The sequence below is a fragment of the Arcicella rosea genome (assembly GCF_040543805.1).
In the GTDB taxonomy this organism is placed as follows: Bacteria; Bacteroidota; Bacteroidia; order Cytophagales; family Spirosomataceae; genus Arcicella; species Arcicella rosea.
Map to the genome: position 1 here is coordinate 91,709 of NZ_JBEUMS010000019.1, position 12,079 is coordinate 103,787.

The 12,079-nt window shown below is 35.3% G+C and carries 9 protein-coding genes and 1 pseudogene; all 10 read left to right on the top strand.

Annotated features, from left to right (window positions below):
- Positions 1-222 precede the first annotated feature (222 nt).
- The 10 genes and pseudogenes from ABID42_RS21140 (at position 223) to ABID42_RS21185 (ending at position 12,007) form a co-directional block, all read left to right on the top strand.
- Positions 223-654 (top strand): HYC_CC_PP family protein, encoded by a 432-nt coding sequence (locus tag ABID42_RS21140; protein WP_367285366.1) that lies wholly within the window; start codon positions 223-225, stop codon positions 652-654.
- A gap of 176 nt (positions 655-830) precedes the next feature.
- A complete protein-coding gene (locus tag ABID42_RS21145; RefSeq protein ID WP_367285367.1) occupies positions 831-1,001 on the top strand; it encodes a hypothetical protein in 171 nt (56 codons plus the stop codon).
- A 32-nt stretch (positions 1,002-1,033) separates the two neighbouring features.
- Positions 1,034-2,092: a YncE family protein gene (locus tag ABID42_RS21150; protein WP_367285368.1), complete on the top strand. Its 1,059-nt coding sequence runs from the start codon at positions 1,034-1,036 to the stop codon at positions 2,090-2,092.
- Positions 2,093-2,400: 308 nt separating this feature from the next.
- On the top strand, positions 2,401-3,780 hold the full coding sequence (locus ABID42_RS21155; RefSeq protein ID WP_367285369.1) for a DUF2911 domain-containing protein: 1,380 nt from the start codon (positions 2,401-2,403) through the stop codon (positions 3,778-3,780).
- Positions 3,781-3,973: 193 nt separating this feature from the next.
- Positions 3,974-6,469, top strand: a complete 2,496-nt coding sequence (locus ABID42_RS21160) for a heavy metal translocating P-type ATPase (RefSeq protein ID WP_367285370.1) — start codon at positions 3,974-3,976, stop codon at positions 6,467-6,469.
- 41 nt (positions 6,470-6,510) lie between these two features.
- On the top strand, positions 6,511-6,960 hold the full coding sequence (locus ABID42_RS21165; protein WP_367285371.1) for a DUF3659 domain-containing protein: 450 nt from the start codon (positions 6,511-6,513) through the stop codon (positions 6,958-6,960).
- A 69-nt stretch (positions 6,961-7,029) separates the two neighbouring features.
- Positions 7,030-7,362: pseudogene (locus tag ABID42_RS21170) on the top strand (MerC family mercury resistance protein); the annotation flags it as partial.
- A 42-nt stretch (positions 7,363-7,404) separates the two neighbouring features.
- Positions 7,405-7,617 carry a GDCCVxC domain-containing (seleno)protein gene (locus ABID42_RS21175; protein ID WP_367285388.1) on the top strand — a complete coding sequence of 71 codons (213 nt, stop codon included), beginning with the start codon at positions 7,405-7,407 and terminating at the stop codon, positions 7,615-7,617.
- 809 nt (positions 7,618-8,426) lie between these two features.
- Positions 8,427-9,674 carry a type II restriction enzyme NmeDI-related protein gene (locus ABID42_RS21180; RefSeq protein WP_367285372.1) on the top strand — a complete coding sequence of 416 codons (1,248 nt, stop codon included), beginning with the start codon at positions 8,427-8,429 and terminating at the stop codon, positions 9,672-9,674.
- A 5-nt stretch (positions 9,675-9,679) separates the two neighbouring features.
- On the top strand, positions 9,680-12,007 hold the full coding sequence (locus ABID42_RS21185; protein ID WP_367285373.1) for a multicopper oxidase family protein: 2,328 nt from the start codon (positions 9,680-9,682) through the stop codon (positions 12,005-12,007).
- Positions 12,008-12,079 lie beyond the last annotated feature (72 nt).

Genomic DNA, 12,079 nt, shown 5'->3' on the forward strand with positions numbered 1-12,079 from the left:
CTATTGGGAGTTTTGGTAGTCATATACATGAATTCGGTCGATTTGCACGAATTGGAGTTTCAATCCTTATTCAACTCTTGATTATCCTTGATATGAGATAAGAAATGAGGGGTTAGAAAGTATAATTCCTTTTATACAATCCGAAAATTATATAAAACAAACGACTCAAAATGTAACAACTTGATATAAGCTTATTAATACCTTTGTATTCAAGCTGAAATAATGAAAACACGTTTGACTCGCATATTTTGTTTGCTAATGGCAATGCAGGTACTTTTTATGAGTACAGGCTTTTCCATGATTGAACATTATTGCAAGATAAAAGGTAAGCAAACGTTCATTTTTACAAAACCACCACAATGTTGTGCGAATAAAATTCAGCACAAAAAACAATCAAGTACATCAGTAATTAAGAAGAAAAAGTGTTGCGAAGAACACAAAACTTTTCTAAAAATTACGCCCAATGCTTCTCATGGTCATGATGTAGCGCAAGGGTTTGTGCATCATGATTGGATTGATATTACCCCAAAAATATCATTTATCTCTGTCTGGGTATCTGAAGCTGTATCTTTTCAGATTTCTCATCGTTACAGTCCAGCACCGCCACTTTCAGGACGAAATCTTCTTGTTTTTATTCAATCGTTTCTTATCTGATACTGTTGGTTAGAATTGCCTACTATTTTCTTGATTTTACCAAGAAAATGAACTCAATTTTTAACCTAAACTGTATCGTTTATGTTTCATTCCACTCTTGTTTCTATTTATAAAAATCAGCGTAAGTTACCTGTGACAACTTATTAGGAAAGCTTTGAAACTAACGCCAGCATATCATGGGTAATACCGATGCAGTAACGGTTTCAAAAGAAATTCAATTATTGAGATTATCAATCAAGTTAGTGAACAAGTATCCTGAAGTACAACGCAAATGCAATTTAAAAAGTAGTAGATTATACGAAAACACGACACATTTTAAAGAATTATTAAAGAAAAATATCTATTAAAGAAACATTCTTGATTACGTCAAAACGCAAAGATGAAAAAAATAATCATTCCCATTTTTACTCTAATGCTAGGTGGTTGCATAAGTAAGACAAGTGAAGTTCCTCAACTAAATATAAATTATCCAGCCGCTTATGTTGTCAATGGCGAGAGTAGTACGATATCCATTATCAACTTAAATATCAATGAAGTTGCCGATTTGATACAATTAACGGATGATATGTCGGGAATGGCTCATGGAGCAAATGCGATGTTTTTACAATATCCACATCATATTTATTTGAATCCTAGTAAAAGTCAGATTGCCATTGCAGCTCCAGGAGCAGATTTGAGTCAAGGACATGGAACGACTGCAAGCCATTCGGGCGGAGCAAAAGTTGCTGTTCTAAATGCAAGCTCTGGCATAAATGTAAAGTTGATTGATGTACCAATGATGAATCATAATGCTATTTACACGACCGATGGAAAGGAAATTTGGACTTCTCAAATGGATGAAGCAGGAAAAATATTGGTTTATGATGCCACTACCTATACTTTGAAAAATACGATTTCAGTGGGAAAAGAGCCTGCTGAAATTACGTTTTCCAATGATGGAACAACTGCTTTTGTTGCAAATGGAATGGATAATACTGTAACAGCGATTAATCCAAATACCAAAACCATTTTAGCTACGATTCCTGTTGGAATGAATCCTGTGGGAGCGTGGACGGGTTCGGATAATCGAATGTACGTGGACAATGAAGAGGGGCAAACTGTATCAATTATTGATGTAAAAACCTTGAAAGTGGTAGAAACTATTGCGTTAGGCTTTATGCCGGGTTTTGTAGCATACCAAGGCGGTATGAAGGAAATGTGGGTAACAGACCCAATGGCTGGGAAGGTGCATTGGTGGACAAAAGATGCTACTGGAAAAATGGTTTACACAGGAGCATTTGCCACCGCAGCGGGTAGCCACGCCATTGCTTTTAAAGATATGATGGCTTATGTTACTAACCAAGAAGCAGCCAATGTTTCAGTAATTGATGTGATGCAACACAAGGTTACAAAAACGATTGCGGTTGGAAAAAAACCAAATGGAATTGTCATTAGATAAAAAACAATACTTAGAAAATCAATTAAACTTAAAATTTCCATTTAATGAAAATTACACATTTTAACCCTCATGCTAACAATGTCTTCCGTTGTTAGCATCAATCCTGCTCCAAAATTAGAAATGGTAAAAATTGCAGTCTCTGCCATTTGTTAAATGTGTAAAGCAACGATTGAAAAAATGTGTTTTCAATCGTTGTAACGGAATACAATTTGAATTTAAATGAAAAGTTGTTGTAAATAGATGCCAAACCACATCATTGATTAACACTTATCTGTTCGACTATTTATAAAACATAAAATTCAAAAATCATGAAAAAAATATTAGTTATCTGTTCATTGCTCGCTTGCTTTTCAGCAGAAGCACAATTGAACACTCCAGAGCCGAGTCCATCGGCTTCATTTACGCAGACCTTGGGATTCACCAAAATCAAAGTGGATTACGCTCGCCCAAGCGTAAAAGGACGGGATATTTTTGGGAAAATGATACCTTATGGAGCGATTTGGCGGACAGGTGCGAGTAACTGTAGCACGATTAGTTTCAATGATGAACTTACCATTGGCGGAAAGAAAATAGCTAAAGGGAAATATTCGTTATTTACCATTCCCAATATTGAGCAGTGGACAATCATCTTAAATACTGACACGACTTTACACGGAACAAGTGGTTACGATGAGAAAAAGGACGTGCTTCGTTTTACTGTGAAACCCGAAAAAGCTCCTCGTTTTTACGAAACCTTCACGATTGAACTCTCTGATATTGTGAAAGATAACGGAATGCTTTACATTTTGTGGGAAAGCACAATGGTTAAGTTTGATTTGGTAAGTAGTGCCAAAGAACGCATTTTGGCAGATATTGACCACAAAATAAATAAGCTAAAAACAGAAAATGCAAAGCTCTATTATCAAGCTGCTGAATATTATTATAACCAAAAAATCGAACCAGACCAAGCAAATGTATGGATTGCCAAAGCAAGGATGATGGAAATGGACAATGTTTATTATCCTAATTTGCAAGCTAAGATTTTGGAAAGTCAAGGCAAATTTACCGAAGCAATTCCAGTAGCACAGAAAGCTGTTGAATTAGCGAAAAAGCAAAATATCATTCCAATTGCCCAAAATTGGGAGAAAAAAATTGCTACTTGGCAACAAACAATGGGTGTAAAAACAACCAATTCCAATGCTCACGCTGAACACGATATGGGTAAAAGTATGGGAGACATGAAAATGGAAAATACTGTACAAAAACCAAAATTGGATGCAGAAGTACAGGCAAGCATCACAAAAAGTTTAGGCAATTACTATGCTTTGAAAAATGCTTTAATAGCCGATGATGGAAATACTGCCAATGTGCAAGCTGGTGAATTAGTAAAGACCATTTCAGCACTACCAATGGCAAAATTAAGTCCTCAACAACACACTGTTTTCATGGGGCTATCCGAAAAAATTAAATTTGATGCTAGCCATATTAATGAAACGAAGGATGTAAAGCACCAAAGAGAGCATTTTAATGATTTATCGAATAATGTTTTTGCCCTACTAAAAGGCTTAAATGCCAACGAAAGCCCCATCTATCAACAATACTGCCCAATGGCAAAAGCCTATTGGCTGAGTGATAACGCTGCGGTGAAAAATCCGTATTACGGGAAAAGTATGCTTACTTGTGGAAAGGTATCGGAGACGTTGAAGTAAACGAACAAATCCAATAATTATATAAAATATACCCGAAATTGTATAACAATTAAAGTTCTAATAATCAGATATTTATATCATATTAAATTAAATTATTAGAATGTAACAATTTAAGGATGAAAACATGAAGAACGACATGATTTTTTGTATGGAAACCAAGTACTTATTTCGTTTTTTGTAAAATAGCAAAGCTATGACACACACGTATAGTATAAAGGGAATGACTTGTAATGGGTGTCGTTCAAATGTTGAGAAAACGCTTAATCAAGTGGAAGGAGTATCTGCCGTAGTAACGTTGAACCCACCAGTTGCTACAATTACGATGCACCAACATATTGCTACCAATAAGTTACAAGTGGCACTTTCTAAGATAGGAAATTATGTTGTTGAGGATACTTATGGCTCAGAAATGACATCACATGATGAAATGAAGCAAGCAGAGGGAGTGATTCCATCAGCAAATGGCACTGGTAAATTTTATTGCCCCATGCATTGCGAAGGGGAAAAAATGTATGATAAAGCGAGTGATTGTCCTATTTGTGGGATGCACTTAGTTCAAGAGCAAACCTTATCACAAAAAGCCCAATATACCTGCCCAATGCACCCTGAAATCATTAGAGATGCCTCTGGATCTTGTCCGATTTGTGGGATGAATTTAGTGCCGATGCAACCAAGTGATAGCGATGAAAGTAAGGTGTATGACGATTTGTGGAAGAAAATGAAAGTTGCCATGCTTTTTACAATTCCCGTTTTTTTGATTGCCATGATTTCTATGATTCACGACAACCCATTAATGAAAATGATGGGTATGCAAAAATGGAATTATGTTCAGTTTATTCTAACATTGCCAGTAGTTTTTTATGCTTGTTGGATGTTTTTTGTGAGAGCTTGGAAGTCAATTATCACTTGGAATCTCAATATGTTTACGCTCGTAGGAATTGGTACGGGTGTAGCTTTCTTATTCAGTATTGTCGGAATGTTATTCCCAAATTTGTTCCCTAATGAGTTTAAAAGCATGGACGGAACAGTTGCGTTGTACTTTGAGGCTACCGCCGTTATTTTGACATTGGTTTTATTTGGTCAATTATTAGAAGCAAAAGCCCATAGCCAAACCAGTGGCGCAATCAGGGAATTACTAAAATTAGCTCCCACCGAAGCTACCTTGGTTAAAGATGGGAATGATAGTATTATTTCAATTCACGATATTAAAAAAGGAGATTTATTACGGGTTAAACCAGGCGATAAAATTCCCGTAGATGGAAAAATTTCTGATGGTGAAGGTACAATAGATGAATCCATGATAACGGGTGAGCCAATTCCAGTGGATAAAATAATGGGTGATTCCATAAGTTCAGGAACGATAAATGGGAACAAATCTTTTGTGATGGTAGCGGAGAAAGTAGGGGCAGAAACCCTACTTTCTCAAATCGTTCAAATGGTTAATAATGCCAGTCGTTCCAAAGCACCCATCCAAAAATTAGCTGATAATATCGCTAAGTATTTTGTTCCCATTGTGGTTATCATTTCAATTATAACTTTTTTGGCTTGGGCAAAATTTGGACCAGAACCTGCCTTAGTTTACGGTTTTATTAATGCCATTGCGGTGTTGATAATTGCTTGTCCATGTGCTTTGGGATTGGCAACACCTATGTCCGTAATGGTGGGCGTTGGCAAAGGTGCAACATCAGGCGTTTTGATAAAAAATGCCGAAGCCTTAGAAAATTTGAACAAAATAAATGTATTAATTACGGATAAAACAGGCACAATTACCGAAGGGAAACCCACCGTAGAAAAAGTTTATTCAAGTCAATTGGATGAAGAAACAATATTACAAAACATAGCATCCCTTAATCAAAATAGTGAGCATCCGTTAGCCGAGGCGGTTGTAAAATACGCCAAGGCAAAAAACATTTCTCTAATAGAAGTTAAAGATTTTGAGGCTGTTTCTGGTAAAGGCGTTATCGGAACAGTAGCTAATAATAAAGTAGCTTTGGGTAATAAAAATCTAATCAATCAAGAAGGGGCAATAATTCCAGAAGATTTTGAACAAAAAGTCATTGCCGAACAGAAATTAGGCAAAACGGTTTCTTATATTTCTATTGGAGGAACTGTGGTTGGTTTTGTCTCAATAACAGATGCCATTAAAGCAACCAGTAAGGATGCTATTAAGGAATTAATGCAACAAGGAGTTGAAGTGATAATGCTGACGGGGGATAATGAAAATACTGCAAAAGCTGTGGCAACAGAACTAAATTTGAGTTTATACAAAGCTGGGTGTTTGCCAGAAGATAAATTAAAAGAAATTAAACGATTGCAAGCCGAAGGGAAAATAGTGGCAATGGCCGGTGATGGCATAAATGATGCTCCAGCTTTGGCACAAGCTGACATCGGAATTGCGATGGGAACAGGAACTGATGTTGCGATTGAAAGTGCTAAAATAACACTGGTAAAAGGGGATTTACAAGGAATTATAAAAGCCAAAAATTTGAGCCATGCTGTGATGAGAAATATTAAGCAAAATCTATTTTTTGCCTTCATTTACAACGTATTGGGCATTCCAATTGCCACAGGTGTTTTATATCCATTCTTTGGTATTTTACTTTCTCCCATGATTGCCGCCTTAGCCATGAGTTTGAGTTCAGTATCTGTAATCGGAAATGCTTTGAGATTAAAAAGTTTAAAAATTTAGAAATACCATTTAACCAAACGTGGCGACGTATCGCAAAAAAAATGAAAAAAAATATCGCAATAATCGTCCTCTTTTTTATCGCTTCACTAAGCGTATTCGCTCAAAAATCAACGCCAATGGTTGATTATAAAGGGCATATTATGAACCACAATTCGATTATTGGTAAAATGACCCCAGAAGGTAGTTTTGACCCATCGGGTAAATCAATGACCCGAATTGATGGTAATGGAAATGTGGTGGATTCAACAGGCAAAGTAATCGGTAAAGCTCCTAAAAATGGGAACTCATTTGTTTACTATTTTAAGGGGAATGAAGAGAAATATACCATTGGAAAAGCGAACCATACGGGAATGTGTAAGGTGACAAACGCTAAAGGTGAGATAGTGATGCTCTTACACAATAATTATAAACAACAAGCTGCCTGTGCAATTCACTGTTTACACGAAAACCATTGTATGCCCGAAGATGATATGAAAGAGCATAAGCATTGATTTTTAGCATCAAGATAGGAAACATAACCAATATTATTTCTTGTTTCCTATTTTTAAAACAAGTAAAAGATGAATAATAAAACATCTTCCTTCTTAAGTATCATTGGATTATTTTTTACCGTGATTGTTTCGCCTTGTTGCTTTCCAATATTTGGATTTATACTGGCTGGTTTTGGAGTAGCAACTGATACTTTTGAATTATTTGGTAAATGGACAATGCTCATTTTTCAATATATGGTTCTTTTCTCATTGGTCAATTTAACGCTTAATTATGCAGCTAACCGCAATGTTTGGATTTTGGGTTTAGCACTAGCTAGCACATTCATTATATTTTATGGATTTGATGATGATTTTAACCACTCCATTATTTACGCAGGAATACTGGGACTTTTAATCGCACAAGTTTCCAATTTCTATATTCAACGTAAGCGAATAAATACCAACATGAATTCCACCGAGTTAGAATCTATCATTACTTGTCCTAAGTGTGGTCATAGAAAATTAGAAACGATGCCTACTGATGCTTGCCAATTCTTTTATGAATGCGAAAAGTGTAAAGTTGTTTTAAAACCGCAATCAGGAGACTGCTGTGTTTATTGTAGTTATGGAACGGTTAAATGTCCATCTGTACAGACGGGAGCGAATTGTTGCGAATAGCACCTAGAAGGAAGGGTGTAAAAAAGGTGGCAATTGTTCTAAATGTAGTATGGAACTTACTGAGGTAAAACAAACGGAAGATTCTATAAAATAGGATTTAAACGCTAAACAATCACCATTACAACCGACAACCAAGGTATTTTCAACACGTGGTTAATTAATTTTACATGTAATTATTACCTTAAAATATTAGTACGTTATTAATAATGTTAAAAAATATAAAACTGAAATGATAATAGATAAACTAATAATGATATTCGATAGACAATTCTATATAACTTCAATTAACCAAATCTCCCAAAAATTGAATATTCCAATTTCTGAGATAGATAATCTGATTAATAGATTAGAGTCTGAAAATATAATTTATAGACTCAATCAATGTAATTTTATATTAACGGAAGAAGGGAAAAAAATCAGAGAAGTAGGTTACTTGAGATGGAGAATTGAAAGCAAGTTAGAAATGAGATATTCCATTAATTATTTATACTACTTTTTAAAATCATGGCTATTTGTTGCAATATTTTTTTCTACAATTACTATAATGTATATGATATACTTGCTGAATAAATTCACTAGATACCACAGCAGTAATTTTAAAAAAATAAAAACAAATTGTCTTTTTTATAATAAAAAAATTTATTCAATAGAATAAACTGTCCATAGCTCGCCTATCCTTTGGATAGACTTATATTGATTGATATTAAAAACGCTTTTAACGAATGGTATTCCCTTAAGTAGAGACCCCGATAGAAAAAGCAAAATATCCCCTACAAAATATAGAATTTATCTATTGAACCCCATCAACTATGAATACAGGTTTAAACCACATTATTACTCAATATAAAAGCGACAATCAAAGTGTTTTTAATACGTGGTTCATTGATAATAACCAACGCCTAAAAGCTTTTCGGACTATTAGAAGAGGTGTTTTACAAGTGGTGGAAGATATAAAAAACAAAACATTCCCAAACGATTTTAAGGGTAGTTCCCTAGAATTCGTATTAAGTTGTATAGCAGAACAGAAACAAATATTTGTAGGTGTCTCGCATCCATTTTACTGGAAACCAAAACTACGGATTCCTGACATTTATGAGCATCAAGGGAATAAAATGGCTTTTGGACAATTTTTAGGAAACTGTATTAATGCCAAATCTGAAGAACAAATTATTAAAGAAATTGTACGGTTAGATGCTTTAAAAATAAAAGGTTTAGGTCCAGCCGTTGGGAGTATTTTATATTTTCTGCATCCTACCTTATTTCCGCCATTCAATACCGCAATCGTGAATGGATTTAATGTTTTATTCAACGATAAAAAGAAATTAGGTTCTTGGTCTGAATACCTAAAAATTAGAGAGGTACTATTGGAGACCAATAGTAAATACAAAGCCCACCTTTCTAATGATTTAGGAGCTATTGCGGGGCTTTGTTTTGAGATTGGAACGCAAAAAATGTTGATTGGTAACGATGAATATTTGAGCGAAGAAGAAAGAAATAAACTAGAGAAAAGTGTCGAAAAACGGCAAAAGGAAATTCAAGAGGAAAAGCAAGAAGATAATCAACACTCTGAAATGCAATTTCACCTCTTAAAAATTGGACAAAGTTTGGGATATGATGCTTTTGTGGCATCTAATGACCGTTCAAGGTCTTATGAAGGGGAAAGTTTTTCGTTTATAAGTCCGGATAAATTCCCAACCATTAATTGTGACAAAGAAACCGCTAATACCATTAAATTGATTGATGTTTTATGGTTCGAGAAAGGAACTAACAACGTGATTTGTGCCTTTGAAGTAGAGAAAAGCACTAGTATATATTCAGGCATTCTACGATTAACAGACCTCTCTTACTCGATTGCTGATGGGGATGAAGTTTTCTATCTAGTAATACCCAATAGTCGAGAAAAAGATGTGATTGTACAACTTTCACGCCCATCTATCAAACAAATCAAAACGCCCATTAAATATATTTTATTCTCAGAACTTCGCCAACATTGTGAAGCTCTTTGTCGGTTTGGTGAGAATCACCAAATCATGGAAAAGATTGCTAAATCAGCATAAATAATATGAGAAATTCCATCCTGTTAGGTTTATACCTCTTGCTTATTAACGGTAGAGTTTTCGCTCAACATGAGCATCTTAAAATGTCTATGCCAGTGGCAAAAGAAATGGATAAAAGTATTCATTATAATAATGATAAAACCGTTAAATACTTTCCCAAAGTTGTACGATACGATTTATACGTGAGAGATACCACCGTGATTTTAGGCAAAAAACCTAAACGAGCCATTGCTGTAAACGGACAAATCCCAATGCCAACGCTTACATTTACTGAAGGGGATACCGCAGAAATTTATGTGCACAACGAACTAAATGAAGAAACTTCTTTGCATTGGCATGGTTTATTTTTACCCAATCAGTACGATGGTGTTCCCAATCTGACCCAAATGCCTATCAAACCACATACTACCCATTTATATCGCTTTAAAATTATTCAACACGGTACACATTGGTATCATAGTCACACGGGATTACAGGAGCAAATTGGAATGTATGGCTCAATGATTTTGAATAAACAAGACGAGCCTATAATTCCAACAATTCCACTAATTTTGAGTGAATGGACTGATTTAAAGCCAAATAATGTCCACCGAATGTTGCACAATGCCACCGACTGGTTTGCCATTCAAAAAGGAACAACCCAAAGCTATTCCGAAGCCATTAAACAAGGTTATTTTAAAACCAAAGTCAAAAATGAGTGGAAAAGAATGACAGCAATGGATGTGAGCGATGTCTATTATAATCAGTTCCTTATTAACGGTAAAAATGAAAGCCAATTTTCGCAATTCAAGGCAGGGGATAAAGTTCGTTTAAGAATTTCAAATGGAGGTGCATCAACCTATTTTTGGTTAAATTATGCAGGGGGTAAAATTACAGTTGTGGCAAGTGATGGTAATGATGTTGAACCCGTTGAAGTAGATAGATTAATTGTGGCAGTATCCGAAACCTATGATGTAATTGTAACGATTCCAGTAGATAGAAAGGCTTTTGAATTTTTAGCTACTTCCGAAGACCGTACCAAATCAGCATCTATATTTTTGGGTACGGGCGATAAAGTGAAAGCCAAAGCAATGCCCAAACTCAAATATTTTGAGGGAATGAAAATGATGAATGGCATGATGAAAATGAATGGAGATTTGGACGATATGGGCATGAGTATGAGCCTAAATCAAATGGATATGAATACCGTCATGTATCCAGAGATCACAGGAGAAATATCAGATAAGTCAAATACTGAAAAAGATACTGAATCCATGAAAGGTCACGATATGAAAGAGATGAAAATGGATGAATCTCAATACAATAGTAATGAAATGTCAGATATAGTTACGTTGAATTATTCACTTTTGAAATCTCCCTCAAAAACAACTTTACCCAGTGCACGCTATAAAGAATTAAATTTTGAATTGAGTGGAAACATGAACCGTTACGTATGGAGCATGAATAATAAAGTAGTTTCTGAAAGTGATAAAATACTCATAAAAAAAGGTGAAAATGTACGAATGATAATACATAATGGTTCAATGATGAGACACCCAATGCACCTACACGGACATGACTTTAGGGTTTTGAATGGACAAGGAGATTATTCACCGATGAAAAACATCATTGATATTATGCCTATGGAAACAGATACTTTAGAGTTTGCTGCTACTGAAAGCGGAGATTGGTTTTTTCATTGCCACATCCTTTATCACATGATGGTAGGGATGGGAAGAGTTTTTTCTTATGAAAACTCTCCTGCTAATCCCGAAATACCTAATCCCAAATTAGCACAACGCAAATTATTTGCTGATGATAGACAACTTCATATCATGGCTGAAAACGCCACGGAAACAAATGGAAACGATGGCGAAGTGATGCTTTCTAACACTCGTTGGAGTATCGGAACGGAATGGCGTTTAGGGTATCATGATTATCATGGCTATGAAACAGAAACGCATATTGGACGCTATATTGGCAAAATGCAATGGTTAATGCCCTTCATAGGTTTTGACTGGCGTTATCGTAAATTTGGAATGGATGAACAAGAAAAGAATCTTTTTGGACAAACTAACACTAAAGACAAACGAGCCGTATTGAGTGTTGGTGTAAATTATACATTACCCATGTTAATCACGGCACAAGCCGAAGTATTCACAGATGGGAATGTGCGTTTTCAATTAGAACGGAAAGATATTCCTATTTCAAAGCGACTACGGATGAGTTGGATGATAAATACTGATAAAGAATACATGGCAGGTTTCAAATATATTGTAAGTCGTAATTTGGGTATTTCAACGCATTATGACAGTGACATGGGATTTGGTGCAGGGATTACGTTGGGTTATTGAGGTATTATTTCTTTTACACCATCAACACTACTCATGTTCATGTTACAGAAAGCTTCTGTAACAGAAATTAAG

What these genes read in the sequence shown, in the direction of transcription:
- ABID42_RS21140 (WP_367285366.1), top strand. Translation starts at nt 223, where the DNA reads ATGAAAACACGTTTGACTCGCATATTTTGTTTGCTAATGGCAATGCAG.
- ABID42_RS21145 (WP_367285367.1), top strand. Translation starts at nt 831, where the DNA reads ATGGGTAATACCGATGCAGTAACGGTTTCAAAAGAAATTCAATTATTG.
- ABID42_RS21150 (WP_367285368.1), top strand. Translation starts at nt 1,034, where the DNA reads ATGAAAAAAATAATCATTCCCATTTTTACTCTAATGCTAGGTGGTTGC.
- ABID42_RS21155 (WP_367285369.1), top strand. Translation starts at nt 2,401, where the DNA reads ATGAAAAAAATATTAGTTATCTGTTCATTGCTCGCTTGCTTTTCAGCA.
- ABID42_RS21160 (WP_367285370.1), top strand. Translation starts at nt 3,974, where the DNA reads ATGACACACACGTATAGTATAAAGGGAATGACTTGTAATGGGTGTCGT.
- ABID42_RS21165 (WP_367285371.1), top strand. Translation starts at nt 6,511, where the DNA reads ATGAAAAAAAATATCGCAATAATCGTCCTCTTTTTTATCGCTTCACTA.
- ABID42_RS21175 (WP_367285388.1), top strand. Translation starts at nt 7,405, where the DNA reads ATGAATTCCACCGAGTTAGAATCTATCATTACTTGTCCTAAGTGTGGT.
- ABID42_RS21180 (WP_367285372.1), top strand. Translation starts at nt 8,427, where the DNA reads ATGAATACAGGTTTAAACCACATTATTACTCAATATAAAAGCGACAAT.
- ABID42_RS21185 (WP_367285373.1), top strand. Translation starts at nt 9,680, where the DNA reads ATGAGAAATTCCATCCTGTTAGGTTTATACCTCTTGCTTATTAACGGT.